The following is a 20,763-nucleotide window of genomic DNA, read 5'->3' as shown; positions in this document are numbered from 1 at the left end:
ATCCCTCCTGCTTGATCAGAGAAGTCCATCATAGCCAGCTCTGGTGTGCAGGGGGATAACTTTATTTGGTGGGAGTTATTTCGCCCCGCAAAATGCTGCGGGACGGAGGAACTCAGGAAAAACGGAAAGAACGCAAATGAACGCACATAGCAACGCAAGCTCGGTTTTGCGGGGTTGTCCCCGTTTTAGGCGTTGCTGCTTGGGGAGTAATCCGCGGCATTCACAGTTTTTGGGCGACCTTCCAGCGAGAGGCTGGTGATGCGTGGGGCAGTTTCGGCGATGACCTTGCCGCGGCGAACAACAGTGAGGCGAGTTGCCTTCATGCGGAGGGCTTCAATGGCACCTTGTGCCTGAAGCAACACGAAGTCTGCGTTGCCACCGACTTTGACGCCGTAGCCTTCCAGCCCCATGATCTTTGCAGAGTTTGTTGTGACGGCCTCATAGCAATAGCGGAGGTCATCACGACTGGAGAGCTGGCCTACATGCAGGCCCATGCTGGCGACTTCCAGCATGTCTGCGTTGCCCAGCGAGTACCAGGGATCCATCACACAGTCATGACCGAAGCCGACGGTGATGCCGAGTTCGCGCATTTCGCGCACGCGGGTTTGGCCACGGCGTTTTGGGTAGGTGTCGTGACGGCCCTGAAGCATGATGTTGATCAGCGGGTTGGCAATGGCACAGACATCGGCTTCCGCCATCAAAGGCAGCAACTTGGAGACGTAGTAATTGTCCATGGAATGCATGGAGGTGAGATGTGATCCAGTCACCCTGCCCTGCATGCCCAAGCGCCGTGTCTCGTAAGTCAGTGCCTCAATGTGGCGTGAGAGAGGATCATCGGATTCATCGCAGTGCACGTCCACCCGCAGGCCGCGTTGTGCTGCAATTTCCATGAGGGCCTTCACGGAGCGGGCACCGTCTTCCATAGTGCGCTCAAAGTGCGGGATGCCGCCGACCACATCCACGCCCATATCCAGTGCGCGGAGCAGGTTGTTTTCCGCCGTTGGTGAACGGTAGAAGCCATCCTGCGGAAAGGCGACCAGCTGCAAATCGATATAAGGCGCAATGCGTTGCTTTACATCCAGCAGGGCTTCCACGCCGAGCAGACGATCATCACACACATCTACGTGGCTTCTGATGGCCAACAAGCCCTGAGAGACTGCAAGATCGCAGTAGCGCAGAGCACATTCGACAACCGCATCAATGGTGAGTAGAGGTTTCAGCTCTCCCCAGAGGCTGATGCCTTCCAGCAGGGTGCCGCTCTCGTTCATTCTTGGCAGGCCGAGGGAAAGGGTGGCATCCATATGGAAGTGCGGGTCAACAAATGGCGCTGAGACCAGCTGGCCCTGAGCATCAATCACACGCCCCGCTTCTGCGGTGATGTCCTTTTCAATCGCGGTGATTGTGCCGTTTTTCACCGCGACATCTACGCCAGTTTCACCTGTGGTCAGAACGGCGTTTTTGACAAGGAGATCCAGAGACATGAGTGGTGCCTTTCTTGCTTTTCCAGCTTAACGCTGACCACGGAAATAAGGTTGCAGCAGGGCGCGTGGGTAGTCTGCTTTGCGAGCGACCAATACCAGCGCAATGATGGAAAGCAGGTATGGGATCATCAGGAAGACCTGAGACGGGATTACCGCGCCAACCTCGTTTTGCAGGCGGATCTGGAAGGCATCAAACGCTCCAAACAGCAGTGCCCCCAGCAGAGCTTTGCCCGGTCTCCAGCTTGCAAACACCACCAGAGCAATGCAGATCCAGCCGCGTCCGTTGATCATGCCGAAGAAGAAAGCATCAAACGCGGACATGGTGAGGAATGCACCACCCAGCGCCATCAACGCAGACCCGGCCATGATTGCCCCGATACGCAATGCGAAAACCGAGAGGCCTTGTGCTTCAACGGCGGATGGGTTGTCGCCTACTGCACGGATGGCGAGGCCAAGCGGGGTGCGATAGAGGACGTAGCTGACCAGTAAGACCATGGCGAGCGCCAGAAAGGTCATAGATGTTTGCTGGAAGAGGGCTGGACCGATGAAGGGCAGGTCTGAAAGAACCGGAATATCAAGCGGTTGGAACGCCTCAATACGAGGTGGACTAGACACCTTTGGCAGGGCTGTACGGTAGGTGAAGTAGCTGACCGAGGTTGCAAACATGGTTATGCCAAGGCCGGAGACGTGCTGCGATAGGCCCAGCGGCACCGTGAGGATGCCATGAAGCAAGCCGAAGAAGGCCCCGGCCAGTGCCGCGATAAGGATGCCGCCCCAGAGGCCCGCGCCGAGCCAAACAGCCATCCAGCCACACATGGCACCAACGACAAAGATGCCCTCAATACCGAGGTTGAGCACCCCTGCCCGCTCGCAGACCAAGGCACCTAATACACCAAAGATGAGCGGGGTTGCGATGCGGATGGCAGCGGCCCAGAAATTGGCGGAGAGAAGAATATCAATGTATTCCATGGCTTATGCCTCCCCTTTGGCGACAAGTGGTGTCTTTTTAGGCCTGACAAAGCGTATTTTGAAGCGCACAAAGAGGCTGGAAATCAATACGCAGATCAAAGACATGGCGACTACAAGATCAGCAATATAGCTGGACACGCCCATGGCACGGCTCATGCTATCTGCCCCCACAAAGACTGCTGCAATGAAGATGGCGGCCACGACCACACCAACGGGTGAGAGACCTGCAAGCATCGCAACGACAACGCCGGTGTAACCGAAGCCCGGGGAGATATCGGCAGTCAAGTACCCTTTGAGGCCAGCCACTTCGCTGACGCCAGCAAGGCCTGCCAATGCACCGGAGATCAGGCCGACTTTGATGAACGTGGAGGTGACCGGAATGCCAGCATGTTTTGCGGCAGAGACATTTTCTCCCGTTGCGCGGATTTCAAAACCCCAGACGCTACGCTTCATCATGATGTAGATGATCAGGGCTGATGCCAGTGCGATCACGAGGCCCCAGTGGATGCGCATGCGGGCGAACATCTTGGGCAGTGTGGCGGCGCTGGTCATGGGTTCTGACTGTGGCCAGCCCATACCCATGGGATCTTTCATGGGCCCTTCCAGCATCATCTGCACAAACAGCAGCACGACGAAGTTGAGTAGCAGTGTGGTGACCACTTCATCCGCGCCCAGCTTCGTTTTCAGCAGGGTTGGGACGAGCATCAAGGTGCCGCCAGCAATCATGCCTGCCAGTATAATCAGCGGGATCATGATGTAGGCGGGCGCGGAGATTGCGCCGGTGCCAATGGCGACTGCTGCGAGTGCGCCCACATAGAGCTGGCCTTCTGCGCCAATGTTCCAGAGCTTGGCACGAAAGGCGACACTTACGGCCAGACCCGTGAAAATGAGCGGCGTTGCGCGGGCCAAAAGCTCAGAGAATGCAAACTTGGAGCCGAATGCGCCTTTGAAGATGTGCCCGTAGGCGGCGAAAACTTCTCCCCCTGCCGCTGCAATGGGGATCGCGGCAAGCACGAGCGCGGTGATTCCTGCGATAATTGGCAGGGCAAACGCGAAGAGCGAAGAAACATTGGTACGAGGTTCAAACCGGATCATGCTGCTTGTTCCCCTTTTGCGGAATGTCCTGCCATCATCAGGCCAACCTGTTTCTTATCCAACTTTTCCGTCTCCATTGGCTCGCAGATATGCCCGCGATGGATCACGGCAATCCTGTCGGATAACTGGAAGAGTTCGTCCAGATCTTCAGAGATGAGAAGGACGCCAGCGCCTCTGTCTCGCGCCTCTTGCAGGCGGCGGTGCACATCAGCCGTTGCGCCAACATCCAACCCGCGGGAGGGCTGGGCGGCAAGGACGATATCGGGTTGCTGGTCCAGCGTTCTGGCGAGGACGATTTTTTGGATGTTCCCGCCGGAAAGCAGACGGGAGACAGCAAGCGGGCCAGAACAGCGGATGTCATAGGCCTTGATAGCCTCCTGAGCGCGCTTGCGAATTTCGTTGAAGCGAAGAAGGCCGAAGCGTTGGTAGGCGGCCCCACGAATTTCCTCCAGAACGAGGTTTTCCTCTACCGACATGGCGCCAACGATGCCGTCGTGATGACGGTCTTCCGGGATGCGGGCCACGCCGGATTTGATGGCAGCCGCAGCACTGGCCTTGAGCGGTTTGCCGTTGAGTTGGACGGAGCCAATGGCAGGGATTTCCAGCCCAGAGATGACCTTAGCAAGGGTGCTTTGGCCGTTGCCGGAGACGCCTGCGAGGCCGATGATTTCCCCCTTACGGAGGGCAAGATTGACGTTCTCGATCTGCTCGCGGCCCTCTCCTGCACTGACGCCAGCAAAAACCAGCGTTTCGTCTTCCGGATAGCCGGGTTTGCGTTCTGCAGTTTGGACGGAATGCCCGACCATCACCTCAGCCAGTTGGTGGCGATCACACTGCGATGTCGGCAGGTCAGCAACCATCCGGCCCCCTCTGAGAACCGCAACACGATCAGACGCGCCCAGCACTTCAGCCATCTTGTGGGAGATGAAGATGATCGCCATGCCTTTGGCGGCGAGCAGCTTCAAGGTTTTGAAAAGACTGTCGGATTCCTGAGGTGTGAGAACCGCTGTGGGTTCGTCCAGCACCAGAATGCGGGCGTCCCGGTAGAGCGCTTTGAGGATTTCGACGCGCTGTCTTTCGCCAACAGCAAGCTTGGAGACGCGCAGATCCAGATCAACGTCTAGGCCGGAGCTCTGCATCAGCTCCTGCAGTTTTACCCGCGCTTTGGAGCGGCTGAAGCGGCGTGAGAACAGGCTCTCAGTGCCCAAAACGATGTTCTCAAGCCCCGTCAGGTTCTCAGCCAGCGTGAAGTGCTGGTGAACCATACCTATCCCCGCTTCAAGGGCCGCCTGAGGAGCTCCCGGCTCCAAATCTACCAAAATACCGGAGGAGTGGCGTACCATGACACGTCCTTGGTCAGCCACATAATGACCAAACAGGATATTCATGAGCGTGGTTTTCCCCGCTCCGTTCTCACCCAGCAACGCAACGATTTCCCCGGCATGCAGGTCCAGATTGACGTTTCCGTTGGCAACCAGATCACCGAAGATCTTGGTTATGTTTTGAAGAGATAAAAGCGGATGCCCGCTCTCAGTTTCTGGCATGGGATACCCTTGGACTGACGAGGTTATGCGCGTAGCAGGCGGAGAAGACGGGCCGGGATATCCCCCCGACCCGATCAGCGTTACTTGGAGGATTTTGGCTCTTCGTCGTTGATCTCAACGGTAAAAGCCCCATTCAGAATGCTCGCTTCAACAGCTTTAACCTTGCCAAGAAGGTCCGCATCCACCAGCGTTTCATCAACCACCAGCGAACCACCAGCATGGCCCATGAAGGAGTACTTGCCGTAGTCTTCAGCCTTGAAGTTATTCGCCTTTACAGCCGCAATCGCAGTGTCGATTGTTGGCTCCATATGCCAGATGGCAGAGGCGAGGATGGTGTTTGGATAGTCAGCAGCGGTATCGATCACATTGCCAATCGCGAAGATGCCTTTTTCCATCGCCGCATCAGACACACCGAAGCGTTCTGCATACAAAACATCCGCACCAGCATCGATCATGGCGTAAGCGGTTTCTTTCGCTTTTGGCGGATCGTACCAGGAGTTGATGAAGTTGACAGTGAAAGTCACCTCTGGATTGGTTGCCTTAGCACCATTCATGAATGCGTGCATGAGACGGTTCACTTCCGGAATAGCAAAGCCACCGATCATGCCGATTTTGCCAGACTTGGACTTCGCACCTGCGATCATACCGGACAGGTAGGATGGTTCGTGAATGAAGTTGTCGAATACCGCGAAGTTTGGCTCAGCTGCCGGGAAGGACGAGCCCATGAGGAAAGCTGTTTCCGGGTATTCTGCAGCCACGTTGCGCGCTGCGCGTTCTACTGCAAACGCCTCGCCAACAATGAGCTGATGACCAGCTTCGGCGTACTCACGCATAACGCGCTCATAGTCGGTGTTGGCTGTGTTTTCGGAATAGACATAGGTGATGTCACCGCGTTCTGCCGCTGCATTGAGCGCTTGGTGGATACGTCCAACCCATTGCTGCTCAACAGGAACGGTGTAAATCGCTGCGACCTTGAGAGGTTCGGCAGCTAAAACTTTTGCTGGTGAATAAACCGCGATTATGGCCGCAAAAGCAGCTACGGCTGCGAGAACATGGCGTCTCACCAAACCGTTCAAACGTGTCGCAAACATGCACACCCCCTGAAATCAATAATTGTGCAGGACTGCAGATCAGACTGCAGCCGCAATCTGCCCTATCTCGTAGTGAAAGTGAAAATGTCCTGATCAGGACGAAGGCATTAAAAATGGCTGTATACGAGACAAAGCGGCTAATGACTAGATGCCTCAGAAGTATTTTTTGCATGACGGCACGTAAATTAATGCAGATCACACAGTACTTTTCTTATGGTATTCAGCTATTTATCGACTGTATAAATATTATTGGACCACTATATAGCTGTGGATTTAGCTAAATGACGATAAAACACTCGAATCGAAGCAACATTATGAAATTTTACTTTTCGGTCAAATAATTTCAATCAATATTATTTTGCAATATTTTCCATGGATTGAAAAATAGCACACAACGTCTAATTTTTGCTCTGACTGCCTAAATTGCATCCACGTAGCAAGCTGATTTCATGCAGGAATTGACGCTTGCTGCTCATGGAGCAGGCAATACGAGCCTCAACGGATCACTGAGAAAAATTTGGGAATTGTTGTAGTCGCGAGTATTTTGGCAACCCTCGCAGGCTGCACAGAGGAGTGCAATCGCACCCCTCACATTGCAATATCATGTCGCTCAGGCAGTCACGGTTGCTGCTTCCCAGTCGGTCAGGATCTGCATGATCTGACGGCTGTCCTCAACACTCGGAGCCGGGCTTTCCAGCGCCTTGTTGCCAGCTTCGATCGCTTTACGGATCGCTCTGACCTGATAAATAAAGGCGTTGCCGTCTGCCATAACTGTGCGCGTGTCGCCCGGCTTTTCGTATGGGGTAACTGTGTAGATATTCCCCTCAGCTTCCGGTAGCCATGGGTTGGAATTCAACACCAGACTTGCCTTGGAGCCAAGCACTGTGAAACCAGCATGGAGACCGTAGTCTTCTGCCGTGTGAAGCTGGCAAACAACACCGTTATTCAACCGCAACGTTGCTGCAGACTCGCAGATGTTCCCATCTGCACCACGTCGGCCCATTGCCGATATGTTATAATTATCAAAGATATGGGTCGGGAATGCAGTCTGTAATAGAAGATGCATCAGCGAGGTTGGATAGCAACCAAGGTTATAAAGTGCCCCCTTGCTGTGTGGGTTCACGAACCTGGCAATTGACGCGCAGTACTGAGCTGTAATCGACTGGATCTCACCCAACTCACCAGAAGCAACCACATCACGAATAGTAGCTGCAAACGGGTGGTTCAGATACATCAACCCTTCCACGAAGAATACACCGTTCTCGGCAACCGCTTTCAGCGCCTGATCGGTTTTTTCCATGTCGATAGACAGCGACTTTTCGCAGAGGATTGCTTTCCCCGCATTTGCTGCCTTGACCACGTACTCGTGGTGAATGTGGTTTGGGAGAGCGATGTAAATGATATCAACGGCTTCGTCTTCAATCAGCTCGTTGAAGTCATCAAAGGTATGCTCAACATCGTACTTTTCTGCGAAGACTTTCAGAGGCACTTCTGACCGACCTGCCACGGAATGTATCCGCGTCGATCCTTCCGCTTGTATAGCGTCTGCCATTGTCAGCGAGATGAAGCTTGTTCCGAGAAAGCCCCAGTTCAGTTTCGACATTGTTTTTCTCCAGAACACAGGATCCCGAGAACATCACGGGAAGAACTCCGGAAATAACCCTAATCACATTTAAGGAAGGAGAAAATACCAGAGATCAATAGCTTACTGCTTATCCAAGTTTATCGATAAAAGAGCAGGTACTCATCGCTGAGTACTTACAATTTTACTGAACCAACGGGCTGTCAGAACCAAGTAAATCAATACCTTTTATCTCAGCAGACCCTGCCAGGATAGTGATGTATTGAGACACTGCTTTGGACCAGCTTGCGGCTTCCAACCATGCTCTGATGGTTTCCTCAACATGCTCGAATGGCAGGGTATTTCCCTCAATCTTCCTGTTCAGGAAAATGATGTGGTAGCCGAACTTGGTCTCAACAGGTTCGCCTGTCATCTGTCCTGCATGCATCGATTGGAGCGCTTTTTCAAACTCCGAAACTGTGCTTCCCTTGGTCAATTGGCCCAGATTTCCGCCCGTTTCTTTTGAAGGGCAAGCGGAGTACTCCAGCGCCAGATCTGCAAAGGCTTCTGGTTTGTCCTGAAGCAGTTTAATGACATCGTGGGCACGGGCCTTGGCTATGCTGCGAGCAGTGTGTTGCTCTGACCCAGCCGCAAACAAGATATGGCTGGCTTCATAGATTGGCTCTGAACTGAAGCGAGTCCTGTTGTTTTCGTAGTAACGCTGGCACTCATCCTTGGAAGCTGTCGGGATCTCGACCTCCTGCTCAATCAGTTCTCTGATCGCTGCATCTTCAGGTGTCTCACTTCCGTCATCCATCTGTTCTGGTGCAGCCTCAATGTTCAAGGCCTTGGCTTGCTGCAACAACAGTTCGCGGACGACTAACGCTCTCGCAGCAGCTTGCACTGCCTGACCTGGGTTCTCAGCCGGATGGTTTTGGGCTTCTGCCAGAATGTTTTGCTCTGAGATTTGGACCCCGTTGACCGATACATCGGTAATGATCGGTTTGCTCTTGGGCGGCACTTTGGTGCTCGGCAGATCCACGTCTGCCTGAGCACCCTCACTTAGGTTTGGGTTGGTGTAGAGATTGGCCATTTCACCTCACTCAGCAGGATGGCGTGGATTGGTGGAGTTGCGCTCACGCACGATCTGGTAACCGGGACGCCACAAGTATCTTGCCGGAACGCTGAGCATATGCACCAGGCGTGTGAACGGGAAGATAAGCAAGATCGTCAGCCCCACGAACAGGTGCAATTTGAAGATCCATGAAGCATCAACGACATAGCTTGCTGCATCACCACGGAATGTAAAGATGCCTTGTGCCCAGCTCATGAATTTGACCATTTCCTCACCGTCCAGATGCATGAGGGAAACAGGTATAGTTCCAAGCCCCAGAAGCAACTGGAAGCCCAGCAGACATATAATGAAGGTGTCCATTGTGCTGGAGACTGCTCGTACACGCGCATCATACAAGCGACGATGAATGAGCATCCCTGCACCAACAATCGCCATCAGGCCAGCAATACCGCCGACGACGACAGCAAGAACCTGCTTAGCACCGTGACTGATGCCCACCAGGTCGAACAGGACTATTGGGGTCAGCAATCCAACCAAGTGGCCAAAGAAGATGATCAGCACGCCTACATGAAAGAGCACTGAACCCCAGACCAACTGCTTGCGGCGCAGGAGCTGGCTTGAACCAGCACGCCAACTATAAGGCTCACGGTCATAACGGATGATTGTGCCTACAATCAAAACCGAGAGGGCGATGTATGGATATATTCCGAAGAACAACGTGTTGAAGAAGCCAGACATTTCTAGTTCTCCCCTTGAATGTTCTGGGTCGTGGCATCAGGCGGACGTCTGTCCGCAGCTCTCATTTGCATTCTCAAGCGATCAGGGCCGCAACTGCCCTCTCCTGCATTGCCACCAAACTTGACGACCTCTTCCTGCCAAATGCGATCCATGGCTTCGAGATCATTTGGATCATCTTCGGGCTCTGCAAGAATATTGGAAAGCAGCTCCTTGGAAGGTGACGCTTTGCTGATTTCAGCAACAGCACCAAACGCATTGGCGTAGATCGAGCCCTTCTTTTTGAGACGCAAACGAAGGGCCTCGAAGATATGAGCTGTCTGGCCAAGCAGTTCCTGTGCTTCTGTAAATGGTTGATGCGCCAGGTACTCGAGGAACAGCGGGATGTAGTCCGGTAGTTCCGTGGTCTCTACCGCGAAACCGTTTGTCAGGTACATCTCACGCAGATCGACGAGAGCTTGACCGCGGTCTCTGCTCTCACCATGCACATGCTCAAACAGGTGTAGTGAATGTGAGCGGGTCCGATCAAACAGGAACACGTATCTTTCCTGCACCTCATAGAGATCTTTAGTAGCCAGATCATCGCAAAGAGTGCAGATCATTTTCTGGCCTTTTGCAGAGAGCAAGCGATCTGAGTTTACCGCTTTTTTCAGTGCTGGCAGGTCATCCAGCAGTTCTTGCCTCGGGTAGTTGAGCAAGAGCGAGAGGATTTTTAAAGAGACGATCATCCGCGCATCTCCTTAAATATATCCGTTGGTGTTTCGACGGTTTTCTTGCGTGAACCACCGAACAGGTCAGTTCCATCACTGCCGCCAGAGCAACCATTGCCGAAGGAGAAGCCGCAGGAGCCGCGGACATCGTAGGCATCCTCGGACACTTCACGGTGTGTGGTTGGGATGACGAAGCGATCCTCATAGTTGGCTATCGCCATGATCTTGTACATGTCTTCAATCAACTCAGAAGTCAGACCCACTCGTTCAGCAATAGCTTCGTTGACTACGCCATCAACTGACTTGGAGCGCATGTAGGAGCGCATGGCGAGCATCCGCTCCAACGCCGTGACGACAGGCTCGTCTTTGCCTGCTGTGAGGAGGTTGGAGAGGTAACGGACCGGAATACGCATGCTCCGGACATCCGGCAGGTCACCATCCCAGCCGATCTTGCCAGCTTCTGCGGCCGATTGGATTGGGGAGAGAGGTGGAATGTACCAAACCATCGGAAGTGTGCGGTATTCCGGGTGAAGTGGGAAGGCTACTTTCCAGTCGATTGCCATCTTATAGATCGGCGATGCCTTGGCAGCCTTGAGCCAATCCTCAGGAACACCATCTTTGCGGGCTTGTTCGATTACCTTTGGATCATGCGGATCAAGGAAGACCTTCAGTTGCTCTTCGTAGAGGTCTTTCTCATCCTTGGTTGAAGCTGCTTCTTCGATCTTATCCGCATCGTACAGGATGACACCCAGATATCGGATGCGACCTACGCAGGTTTCGGAACAGACTGTTGGTTGTCCGGATTCAATGCGCGGATAACAGAAGATGCATTTTTCTGATTTGCCGGAGGACCAGTTGAAGTAGATCTTCTTGTAAGGGCAGCCAGAAACGCACATACGCCAACCACGGCATTTTTCCTGATCAATCAGGACGATACCGTCATCTTCACGCTTGTAGATGGCACCTGATGGACACGCAGCAACACATGTTGGGTTGAGGCAGTGCTCACACAGACGTGGCAGGTACATCATGAAAGTGTTTTCGAACTCGCCATAGATTTCCTTCTCAATACCCTCAAAGTTGTAATCTTTTGAGCGCTTGGAGAACTCACCACCGAGAATTTCTTCCCAGTTTGGTCCCCATTCAATTTTTTCGATCCGCTCGCCGGTGATTGCTGATTTTGGGCGGGCTGTTGGGAACTGAGCACTTTCAGGAGCACCCTGCAGGTGCTCGTAGTCATAATCAAACGGCTCGTAGTAGTCGTCGATTTCTGGCAAGTCAGGGTTCGCGAAGATCTTCGCCAGAATGCGCCATTTGGCACCCATCTTGGGAATGATCTTGCCATTGCGTTTGCGAACCCAGCCACCGTTCCATTTCTTTTGGTTTTCCCAGTCTTTGGGGTAACCAATACCGGGTTTGGTTTCCACGTTGTTGAACCAGGCGTATTCAACGCCTTCTCGGTTGGTCCAAACATTTTTACAGGTCACTGAACAGGTGTGGCAGCCAATGCATTTATCCAGATTCAGCACCATTCCGACTTGTGCGCGGACTTTCATTCTGCTGCCTCCTGACCACTGTCATCCAGTGGTTCTTCCATCCAGTTCACTTTTTCCAGTTTGTGAACCACAACGAACTCATCGCGGTTGGAGCCAACCGTTCCATAGTAGTTGAAGCCGTAGGATTGCTGCGCGTACCCACCAATCATGTGTGTTGGTTTGGTGACGGTTCTGGTCACCGAGTTATGGATACCGCCGCGTTGTCCGGTGAGCTCAGATCCCGGTGTATTCACGATCTTTTCCTGAGCGTGATACATGTAGATCGTGCCTTCCTTCATGCGCTGAGAGACCACCGCACGCGCCACAAGCGCACCGTTGATGTTGAAGACTTCGACCCAGTCATTGTCTTCAATGTCAGCTTTTTGCGCATCAACCTCTGAGATCCAGACCACCGGACCACCACGGTTGAGCGTGAGCATCAACAGGTTGTCGGTGTATGTGGAGTGGATGCCCCACTTCTGGTGCGGGGTGATGAAGTTGAGGACCAATTGCTTTCTGCCGAGAGATTTATCGTCGATCACCGGTTTGACGCCTTTGGTGTCTATCGGCGGCCTGTACACGCAGAAGCCTTCGCCAAACGCACGCATCCAGAGGTGATCCTGATAGAGTTGCTGACGACCGGAGATCGTTCGCCACGGGATCAGCTCATGCACGTTGGTGTAGCCTGCGTTGTAGCAAACATGCTCAGATTCAATGCCGGACCATGTCGGCGAAGAGATTATCTTACGTGGCTGAGCGACGATATCGCGGAAGCGGATTTTCTCTTCTTCCTTCGGCAATGCCAGATGGGTGTGGTCTCTGCCAGTGAACTCAGAGAGAGCAGCCCATGCTTTGACAGCCACTTCACCATTGGTTTCCGGGGCCAGAGACAGGACAACTTCACTTGCATCGATATCCGTTTCGATCTTAGCCAAGCCTTTGGTTGGCCCGTCTTCCAATACCTCACCATTTAGGCCTTTGAGGAGGTCTACCTCGTGTTCGGTGTTCCAGCTGATGCCTTTGCCACCGTTGCCGAGTTTGCTCATCAGTGGGCCAAGAGCCGTGAAGCGCTTGTAGATGTTTGGATAGTCTCGTTCGACAACCACAACGTTTGGCATAGTCTTGCCGGGTTGCGGATCAATATCCCCCTTCTTCCAATCCGCTACGTCGAATGGCTGGGCGATTTCACCAGCTGTGTCGTGCAGGATCGGGACAAGGACGACGTCCTTTTCCTTGCCGAGAACTTCTTGTGAGACCTCAGAGAAGGACTTGGCAATACCCTTGAAGATCTCCCAGTCACTGCGGGCTTCCCATGCAGGATCAGCTGCACTGGAAAGTGGATGAATGAAGGGGTGCATATCCGAGGTATTGAGGTCGTTTTTCTCGTACCATGTGGCTGTTGGCAGAACGATATCCGAATAGACGCAGGTGGTGGACATACGGAAGTCCAGCGTGACCAACAGGTCCAGTTTGCCTTCCGGTGCGTTGTCATGCCAGACGGCTTCTTTCGCCCGCTGGCGGCCTTCCTCTCCCAGATCCTTGCCCAGCACACCATGCTCAGTGCCGAGCAGATGACGGAGGAAGTATTCGTGACCTTTACCGGAAGAACCGAGCAGATTGGAGCGCCAGACAAACAAGTTACGTGGCCAGTTGGCCTCGTTGTCGGGGTCTTCACAGGACAATTTGAGACTGCCTGATTTTAGCTCCTGAGCAATATAGTCTTTTGCTTCTTTGCCGCTCTCTTCTATCGCTTTAGCAACCTGAAGTGAGTTGGCCTCAAGTTGTGGAGCTGACGGCAACCACCCCATACGCTCTGCACGGATGTTGTAATCGATCAGCGACGCATCCCAATCCCCATCTGGGGCTGTTGGCGATAAGATCTCATCCACCTTGAGCGTTTCATAGCGCCATTGATCTGTATGCGCATAGAAGAAGGATGTTGAGTTCATATGCCGTGGTGGGCGTGTCCAATCCAATGCAAAGGCGAGTGCTGTCCACCCGGTTTGCGGGCGAAGTTTTTCCTGCCCCACATAGTGGCTCCAGCCACCACCAGATTGACCAACGCAGCCGCACATCACCAGCAGATTGATAATACCGCGGTAGTTCATATCCATGTGGTACCAGTGGTTTAGACCAGCACCGAGGATGACCATGGAACGTCCGTTGGTCTTCTCAGCGTTTGTCGCGAACTCGCGAGCCGTTGTGATGATATGATCTTTGGGAACGCCTGTGATTTTCTCTGCCCATGTAGGCGTGTAAGGCAGTTCCTCATCATAGGACTTGGCAGAGTTTGGATCATCCAATCCGCGATCCAGACCGTAGTTGGCAATGAAGAGGTCGAAAACGGACGCTACAAGCGCTTCACCTTCCGCCAGCTTCACTTTCTTTGCGGGGACTTTGCGCACCATCACGCTTTCATGGTTGGTTCCCGCAAAGTGGTCATGCTCGCGATTGCCGAAGTATGGGAAAGCCACGTCAGCGACTTCATCATGATCAGCTTTGTCAATGAAAGACATGGCGAGGTCCGTGTCTTTGCCAGCGCCGTCTCTTTCTTCAAGATTCCATTTGCCTTTCTCCCCCCAGCGAAAGCCGATGGAGCCATGCGGAACCACTATCTTCTTCGATTTGCGGTCCAGGGCAACGGTTTTCCATTCCGGATTGTTTTCTTCCCCCAGCTTGTCCGCAAATTCGGAAGCACGCAGGAGGCGTTCCGGGATGTATTTGCCGTCTTTTTTGACGAGGCGAACCAGCAGCGGCATGTCGGAGTACTTACGGCAGTAGTCCTCGAAGTATTTTGCCTGCCTGTCTAAATGATATTCACGAAGGATGACATGACCCATGGCCATCGCCAGAGCTGCATCAGTGCCTTGCTTTGGATGGAGCCAGAGATCTGAGAACTTGGCCGCTTCCGAGTAATCTGGGCAGACCACAACTGACTTGGTGCCTTTGTAGCGAACCTCGGTGTAGAAGTGCGCATCCGGTGTGCGCGTTTGTGGAACGTTAGAGCCCCACAACATCAGGAAGCCCGCATTGTACCAATCAGCGGATTCAGGCACATCGGTTTGCTCACCCCATGTTTGTGGTGAGGCAGGAGGCAAATCGCAGTACCAGTCGTAGAACGACATGCATGTGCCACCGAGCAAAGACAGATAGCGGGTACCTGCTGCGTAAGAAATCATGGACATAGCCGGAATTGGAGAGAAGCCAACGACGCGGTCAGGTCCCCATTTCTTCGCGGTGTAAGCATTTGCTGCTGCGATGATTTCGTTGACCTCTTCCCAAGTGGCTCGCACAAAACCGCCGTGTCCGCGCACTTTCAGGTAATCTGCGCGCTTTGCAGGATCATCCTGAATGGCTGCCCACGCAGCGACCGGTGATTTCACTGTTCGCTCGTTGCGCCATAACTTGAGGAGGCGGGAGCGAATGAGTGGATGCTTCACCCGGTTTGCGGAATACATGTACCAACTATAGCTGGCACCACGAGAACAACCCCGTGGCTCATGGTTTGGCAGGTCCGGGCGGGTACGCGGATAATCCGTCTGCTGGGTTTCCCAGGTGACAATCCCGCCTTTGACGTAGATCTTCCAGGAACAGGAACCGGTGCAATTCACACCATGGGTCGAGCGTACGATTTTGTCGTATTGCCATCGCTTTCGATAGCTGTCTTCCCAATTTCGGTTCTCATTGGTTGTAACACCGTGCCCGTTTGCAAAGGTACCAGTGTCCTGTTTTGCGAAGAAGTTCAGTTTATCGAGTAGTAGAGACATCTGAAATGCCCTTCACGTTATTTGCTTAGCACGGAACGGAGGCACCCTTGCGGGTGTAGAAGAACCACGTAATCACCAGACAGATCACGTAGAAGATGCCAAAGGCCCAAAGCGCGGCATCCGGACCACCTGTGTAGGCGATGGATGTTCCGTAGGCTTTGGGGATGAAGAAGGCACCGTAGGCTGCAATTGCAGAGGTAAAGGCGATGATGGCTGCACTTTCACGTTCTGACTGGCGCAGGTGAGCTGTTGCATCCAGCTCTGGCATCAAGAGGCCGACCTGTTGGCGCATGATGGTTGGGATCATCTGGAAGGTGGAGGCGTTGCCTACGCCTGTCAGGAAAAACAGTGCCATGAAGCAGGCAAAGAAGCCCCAGAAAGCTCCCGGCTCTGTTTTGATGGACAGGAAGAACAGCACGCCACCAACAGCAACCGCCATGAACAGGAAGGTCCAGAAGGTTACACGGCCACCGCCGTACTTATCAGAGACCCAACCTGTACCGGCTCGGGAGAGCGCACCAACGAGAGGGCCAAGGAATGCGAAGGTGAGTGCGTTCACCTCTGGGAACTGTGTCTTCATGAGCAGCGGGAAGCCTGCGGAATAGCCGATAAAGCTGCCGAAGGTTCCCGTGTAGAGAATGCACATGATCCAGTTGTGCGCTCTTGAGAAGATGATGGATTGCTCTTTAAAGCTCGCTTTGGCATCGGCGATATCATTCATGCCAAACCATGCAGCCAGCGTCGCGATGATGAGGAATGGAACCCAGATAAAGCCAGCATTCTGGATCCAGAGTTGGGATCCATCCTCAAGGATTTGAGGAGCGCCACCGATCGCACCGAAGACACCAGCTGTGATGACAAGCGGCACCACAAACTGCATGACGGAAACGCCAAGGTTTCCGAGGCCTGCATTGAGCGCAAGCGCGTTTCCTTTTTCCTTCTTTGGATAGAAGAACGCGATATTTGCCATTGAAGAGGCGAAGTTACCACCCCCGAAACCGCAAAGCAGGGCTAACAGAAGGAAGATGCTATAAGGCGTGGTGGGGTCCTGAACTGCGTACCCGATACCCAGAGCCGGAAGAAGCAGCGATGCTGTGGTTAGCGTTGTCCAAAGGCGACCACCAAAGATAGGGACCATAAAGGAATAAAAGATCCTGAGTGTCGCGCCAGAAAGGCCTGGCAGAGCAGCCAGCAGGAAGAGCTGGTCTGTCGTATAATCAAAACCGATGGCGGGTAGCCTTGCGACAACAACACTCCAAACGAGCCACACTGAGAAGGCAAGCAAAAGTGCCGGAATAGAGATCCAAAGGTTTCGAGAGGCAATCACCTTCCCTTTGGTTTCCCAGAACTCCGGATCATCCGGCCGCCATTCAATTAGTGTGTGCCCTTGTTGAGTGTTGTTATCAGACATACATTCATTCCTTTTGGCTACATGCCCTCCCCAGACCGAATGTCCAGAAAGGGTTTCGCTGGTTACGGATACTTTTCTACGCCTGCAGGTCCGTCCGGACCTTCAACCGGCTCGTCCGGAAGATCAGACAGATCTGTTTCGTCTTGCAATTCGGGATAACGCTTGCGCTCCATCCTGCGGATGGCGACGTGCATCCACACAGTTGAGACCGCAACAATGATGAAGAGAAGCATGAAGGGTGCCGTCCAAACGCCAGTCCAGTCGAGCAGAACTCCAAAGGCGATTGGCAAGAAGAAGCCACCAAGGCCGCCGATCATGCCTACGAGGCCTCCGACAGCACCAACATGGTAGGGGTAGTAAACCGGTATGTGCTTGTAGACCGCTGCTTTACCAAGGCTCATGACAAAACCAAGAACGACGGTCACAGAGACGAAGGCACCAACACCGAGACCGAAGTTAAACTCAATGGGACCGTCAATACCGCTGACAACATATGAGGTTTCTGGATAGCTCAGCAGGAAGAGGCAAAAGAGGGAGACGATAAATGTGAGGTACATGACAAAACGTGCACCCCACTTATCTGACATCCATCCGCCAAGCGCTCGAAATACTGACCCAGGTAATGAATAGAGACCAGCGAAAATGCCAGCCGTCGTCAGCTCCAATCCGTAAGCCCCGGTGTAGTACCGCGGGAGGAATGACGCGAGCGCGACAAAGGCACCAAACACGAAGAAATAATAGGTTGCAAAACGCCAGACCTGCAGGTTCTTTAAAGGTGCAAGCTGCTCTGCTGCCGAAACCGCCCGCTTGCCTTCTTTCTTGCGCTCCTGCTGAGACGGATCATCTTTACTGAACAGATAAAACAGAACGGCTGTGACTGCCAAAACAATTGCGTAAACACGGGCTGTACCTTCCCAGCCAACTGCAACGACCAGAAATGGTGCTACGAAGTTGGTAACTGCTGCGCCGACATTACCGGCACCAAAAATGCCAAGTGCAGTGCCTTGTTTCTCTTTTTCAAACCACTGGGAGACATAGGCTACGCCGATAATAAAAGAGCCGCCGGCCAATCCAAGGCCCAAGGCGGCTAACAGAAACACTTCATAGGTTTGTACTGAGGTGAGCAACCAGACACAGACTGCTGTAATGAGCATCTGCAGTGGGAACATAATCCGTCCACCGAACTGCTCTGTCCATACTCCAAGGAAAATGCGGCTCACAGAACCGGTGAGCACTGGTGTGGCAACCAATAAGCCGAACTGAGTATCGGACAACCCCAATTCGCCTTTAATGCGCACGCCAATGATGGAAAAAATGGTCCAAACTGCAAAACAGATAGTAAAAGCAAAGGTACTGAGACCCAATGCCCTATATTGATCGGAGCGAGTAACACCCTCAAGTGAATGCATAGTATTTGTTCCTGAATTCTAGCAGGTAAAACAATCCACATAGAATCTCAGGAGCTTTAGCACCCAAAAGTAGAGCAACTCATAGAAAGAACAGGATTAAACGAGTAAAATTGAAATACAACTTGGAGTAAAACTATGTTTTATTTCCAACTCACGGCACAATGAAAAACACCTATCCAGTCTACACTGATGCTGGTATGTTTCGTTTAGAAGCGGGGATTTCAAAGTTAAAGCAATGTCTTACATCAACAATGTCAGGATGTTTGTGCGCGTGTTTGAGCTTGGCAGCATGTCTGCTGCGGCAAGGGACATGCATGTTTCTCCTGCAGTTGCGTCCTCCCGTATTGGAGAGCTTGAGAAGCACCTGGGCATTCGCTTGTTTAACCGCACCACCCGCACCATCCAACCCACTGAGCAAGGTAGCATTTTTTATCCTGGCGCCCGTAAAATGCTGGAAGCAATGGAAGAGGCTGAAGCGGCTGTTCAGGAGGTGACACACACTCCACGCGGCTCAATCTTTGTTTCTGCTCCACTCGGCATAGGGCGGCGTTTGATCGCACCGCTTATTCCTGAATTCCACGATGCTTATCCTGAAATTCATGTTCGCCTCAGGCTCTCGGACCGTCCTCTTAACATTACTGGAGAAGGTTTGGATCTGGCATTCATTCTGGGACAGTTACCAAACTCTGAAATGCGGCTGAAAAACCTGTTGGACTGTCCTCGGGTACTGTGCGCCTCCCCTACCTATCTTGATCAGCGTGGTGAGCCACTGCAAGGGGCAGATCTCCAAAACGGAAAGCATGATTGCCTACTGCTCCAGTTTCCCGGTTCCTCTGAAAGCCGATGGACGCTTCAAACTCCTGAGGGCTTACAGAGCTTCACAGTTGGCGGCCCGTTCACCTCTGATGACGGCGATGTGTTGGTGAACTGGGCACTCGGCCATCACGGCCTCATCAATGCCCCCTTGTTTGATGTTGTCGATCATTTGCTCAGCGGAGACCTTATCGCCGTCTGCACTGCTACCCCTCCTGCTGATGTGCATTTGGCATGTCTATTTCCGCACAAGCGCTATCAAGATCCTAAAATCCGGCTCTTTCTTAATTTCATCAGTGAGCGATTGAAGACGTATCTAAAAGACAAGAGTTATCAGTACTCTACTCATCTTCTGAATAAGTAATTCTTGATTGAAAAGTCGTTTATGTATCTATTTCTTTTTCCGGCTATCCGCGAAATACTTTCAAAATAATTTTGATAATCCAACTCATTTATTAGGCTAAACTGATAGATGGGAGGAGTTTGGTGGCCCTGCCAGCTGACGAGCTTAATGGACACGGTTGATACCAGCACATTTGCCCAGTGCTTCGAACAGTGCCTCGTCGATCCCTAATTCGACGAGTGCACCTCCCCGGCAAGGAATTCAACTTAATTCGGGTTGCTGCACTTACGCGGACTGCCATAGCGTGAGTGTCGTACAAGGAAGTAAACTTACATATGAGTACCCAAACACTGCCACCCCGCACCTTTGATGCCTCTTCTGAGGGCATATCACCTTCTTCTTTCTACGCACCTTCGGGAGGCTTGCCTCCGCAAACACAAGTCATGACAGACCGGGCAGTGTTTACTAATGCGTATGCCGTTATTCCCAAAGGCGTGATGAGGGACATCGTGACCTCAAATCTGCCTTTCTGGGAAAAGACGCGTGCCTGGATTATTGCCCGACCACTCTCTGGGTTTGCTGAGACGTTTTCGCAGTACATCATGGAAGTTCAGCCAGATGGTGGCTCCCTTAAACCTGAACCAGACCCTGAAGCGCAGGGCGTGATGTTCGTTGTTCAAGGTGAGATTACGATCACAATGAGCAATGAGGCTTTCACGCTTACCGAAGGTGGCTACGCCTATCTGCCTGCTGGAGCCCAATATGAAGTGCGCAACGATAGCTCTCTAGCTGCCACTTTCCATTGGGTTCGAAAGCGCTATGAGGCTGTCGAAGGCATTGCGAGACCCGACGCGCTGTTTACCCATGAAAAGAATGCTGTTGTTGCTCCCATGCCAGATACCAATGGAGCCTGGTCGACGACGCGCTTTGTAGACCCCGGTGATATGCGCCACGACATGCACGTCAACATCGTGAACTTTGAGCCCGGTGGCTGCATTCCGTTTGCTGAGACCCACGTGATGGAACATGGCTTGTATGTTTTGGAAGGGAAAGCAGTCTATCGGCTGAATAACGATTGGGTTGAAGTGGAAGCCGGTGACTTTATGTGGCTGCGCGCTTTTTGTCCGCAAGCTTGCTACGCTGGCGGTCCAGGCCGTTTCCGGTACTTGCTTTACAAAGACGTCAATCGACATGCCCAGCTCTGCTCGTTTCAAAGGTGATCAG

15 protein-coding genes are annotated in these 20,763 nt (G+C 52.8%); 2 read left to right on the top strand and 13 right to left on the bottom strand.

Annotated features, from left to right (window positions below):
- Positions 1-185: 185 nt before the first annotated feature.
- The 13 genes from PsW64_RS17020 to PsW64_RS16960 all read right to left on the bottom strand — a co-directional run bounded on the left by PsW64_RS17020 (position 186) and on the right by PsW64_RS16960 (position 18,383).
- The gene (locus PsW64_RS17020; RefSeq protein ID WP_063304339.1) at positions 186-1,481 is read right to left on the bottom strand and encodes an amidohydrolase family protein; all 1,296 of its coding nucleotides are present in this window, start codon (positions 1,479-1,481) and stop codon (positions 186-188) included.
- Positions 1,482-1,508: 27 nt separating this feature from the next.
- Positions 1,509-2,450 (bottom strand): ABC transporter permease, encoded by a 942-nt coding sequence (locus PsW64_RS17015; protein WP_063304338.1) that lies wholly within the window; start codon positions 2,448-2,450, stop codon positions 1,509-1,511.
- Positions 2,451-2,453: 3 nt separating this feature from the next.
- Positions 2,454-3,545 carry an ABC transporter permease gene (locus PsW64_RS17010; RefSeq protein ID WP_063304337.1) on the bottom strand — a complete coding sequence of 364 codons (1,092 nt, stop codon included), beginning with the start codon at positions 3,543-3,545 and terminating at the stop codon, positions 2,454-2,456.
- Positions 3,542-5,089 carry an ABC transporter ATP-binding protein gene (locus PsW64_RS17005; protein ID WP_063304336.1) on the bottom strand — a complete coding sequence of 516 codons (1,548 nt, stop codon included), beginning with the start codon at positions 5,087-5,089 and terminating at the stop codon, positions 3,542-3,544. Before PsW64_RS17005 ends, PsW64_RS17010 begins: the two co-directional genes overlap by 4 nt.
- Before the next feature lie 80 nt (positions 5,090-5,169).
- On the bottom strand, positions 5,170-6,180 hold the full coding sequence (locus tag PsW64_RS17000; RefSeq protein ID WP_063304335.1) for a BMP family protein: 1,011 nt from the start codon (positions 6,178-6,180) through the stop codon (positions 5,170-5,172).
- 610 nt (positions 6,181-6,790) lie between these two features.
- Complete coding sequence (locus PsW64_RS16995; RefSeq protein ID WP_082831143.1) at positions 6,791-7,783, bottom strand: Gfo/Idh/MocA family protein; 993 nt, start codon at positions 7,781-7,783, stop codon at positions 6,791-6,793.
- A gap of 163 nt (positions 7,784-7,946) precedes the next feature.
- Complete coding sequence (locus PsW64_RS16990) at positions 7,947-8,834, bottom strand: peptidylprolyl isomerase (protein WP_063304334.1); 888 nt, start codon at positions 8,832-8,834, stop codon at positions 7,947-7,949.
- Positions 8,835-8,840: 6 nt separating this feature from the next.
- Positions 8,841-9,554, bottom strand: coding sequence for a respiratory nitrate reductase subunit gamma (narI, locus tag PsW64_RS16985; protein ID WP_063304333.1), 714 nt, complete (start codon positions 9,552-9,554; stop codon positions 8,841-8,843).
- 2 nt (positions 9,555-9,556) lie between these two features.
- A complete protein-coding gene (narJ, locus tag PsW64_RS16980; protein WP_063304332.1) occupies positions 9,557-10,279 on the bottom strand; it encodes a nitrate reductase molybdenum cofactor assembly chaperone in 723 nt (240 codons plus the stop codon).
- Positions 10,276-11,817 (bottom strand): nitrate reductase subunit beta, encoded by a 1,542-nt coding sequence (gene narH, locus PsW64_RS16975; RefSeq protein WP_057461585.1) that lies wholly within the window; start codon positions 11,815-11,817, stop codon positions 10,276-10,278. Before narH ends, narJ begins: the two co-directional genes overlap by 4 nt.
- A complete protein-coding gene (locus tag PsW64_RS16970) occupies positions 11,814-15,563 on the bottom strand; it encodes a nitrate reductase subunit alpha (RefSeq protein WP_063304331.1) in 3,750 nt (1,249 codons plus the stop codon). Before PsW64_RS16970 ends, narH begins: the two co-directional genes overlap by 4 nt.
- A gap of 25 nt (positions 15,564-15,588) precedes the next feature.
- Positions 15,589-16,974, bottom strand: a complete 1,386-nt coding sequence (locus tag PsW64_RS16965) for a NarK family nitrate/nitrite MFS transporter (RefSeq protein ID WP_063304330.1) — start codon at positions 16,972-16,974, stop codon at positions 15,589-15,591.
- A 62-nt stretch (positions 16,975-17,036) separates the two neighbouring features.
- On the bottom strand, positions 17,037-18,383 hold the full coding sequence (locus PsW64_RS16960) for an MFS transporter (RefSeq protein WP_063304329.1): 1,347 nt from the start codon (positions 18,381-18,383) through the stop codon (positions 17,037-17,039).
- A gap of 235 nt (positions 18,384-18,618) precedes the next feature.
- Between PsW64_RS16960 and PsW64_RS16955 the strand changes: the two genes are divergently transcribed.
- Both PsW64_RS16955 and PsW64_RS16950 read left to right on the top strand, forming a co-directional pair.
- Entirely contained in the window at positions 18,619-19,560 is a 942-nt protein-coding gene (locus PsW64_RS16955; RefSeq protein ID WP_063304328.1) for a LysR family transcriptional regulator, read from the top strand.
- Between the two features lie 314 nt (positions 19,561-19,874).
- Positions 19,875-20,759: a bifunctional allantoicase/(S)-ureidoglycine aminohydrolase gene (locus PsW64_RS16950; RefSeq protein ID WP_063304327.1), complete on the top strand. Its 885-nt coding sequence runs from the start codon at positions 19,875-19,877 to the stop codon at positions 20,757-20,759.
- Positions 20,760-20,763: the final 4 nt, after the last annotated feature.

The sequence above is a fragment of the Pseudovibrio sp. W64 genome (assembly GCF_001623145.1).
GTDB lineage: Bacteria > Pseudomonadota > Alphaproteobacteria > Rhizobiales > Stappiaceae > Pseudovibrio.
Note: the sequence above shows the minus strand (reverse complement) of the source record. Positions and strands in the feature narration are given on the sequence as shown.

Coding starts and splice junctions, on each gene's coding strand:
- PsW64_RS17020 (WP_063304339.1), bottom strand. CDS start 1,481: ATGTCTCTGGATCTCCTTGTCAAAAACGCCGTTCTGACCACAGGTGAA.
- PsW64_RS16960 (WP_063304329.1), bottom strand. CDS start 18,383: ATGCATTCACTTGAGGGTGTTACTCGCTCCGATCAATATAGGGCATTG.
- narI (WP_063304333.1), bottom strand. CDS start 9,554: ATGTCTGGCTTCTTCAACACGTTGTTCTTCGGAATATATCCATACATC.
- narJ (WP_063304332.1), bottom strand. CDS start 10,279: ATGATCGTCTCTTTAAAAATCCTCTCGCTCTTGCTCAACTACCCGAGG.
- PsW64_RS16990 (WP_063304334.1), bottom strand. CDS start 8,834: ATGGCCAATCTCTACACCAACCCAAACCTAAGTGAGGGTGCTCAGGCA.
- PsW64_RS16970 (WP_063304331.1), bottom strand. CDS start 15,563: ATGTCTCTACTACTCGATAAACTGAACTTCTTCGCAAAACAGGACACT.
- PsW64_RS17005 (WP_063304336.1), bottom strand. CDS start 5,089: ATGCCAGAAACTGAGAGCGGGCATCCGCTTTTATCTCTTCAAAACATA.
- PsW64_RS17000 (WP_063304335.1), bottom strand. CDS start 6,180: ATGTTTGCGACACGTTTGAACGGTTTGGTGAGACGCCATGTTCTCGCA.
- PsW64_RS16965 (WP_063304330.1), bottom strand. CDS start 16,974: ATGTCTGATAACAACACTCAACAAGGGCACACACTAATTGAATGGCGG.
- narH (WP_057461585.1), bottom strand. CDS start 11,817: ATGAAAGTCCGCGCACAAGTCGGAATGGTGCTGAATCTGGATAAATGC.
- PsW64_RS17010 (WP_063304337.1), bottom strand. CDS start 3,545: ATGATCCGGTTTGAACCTCGTACCAATGTTTCTTCGCTCTTCGCGTTT.
- PsW64_RS16995 (WP_082831143.1), bottom strand. CDS start 7,783: ATGTCGAAACTGAACTGGGGCTTTCTCGGAACAAGCTTCATCTCGCTG.
- PsW64_RS16955 (WP_063304328.1), top strand. CDS start 18,619: ATGTCTTACATCAACAATGTCAGGATGTTTGTGCGCGTGTTTGAGCTT.
- PsW64_RS16950 (WP_063304327.1), top strand. CDS start 19,875: ATGAGTACCCAAACACTGCCACCCCGCACCTTTGATGCCTCTTCTGAG.
- PsW64_RS17015 (WP_063304338.1), bottom strand. CDS start 2,450: ATGGAATACATTGATATTCTTCTCTCCGCCAATTTCTGGGCCGCTGCC.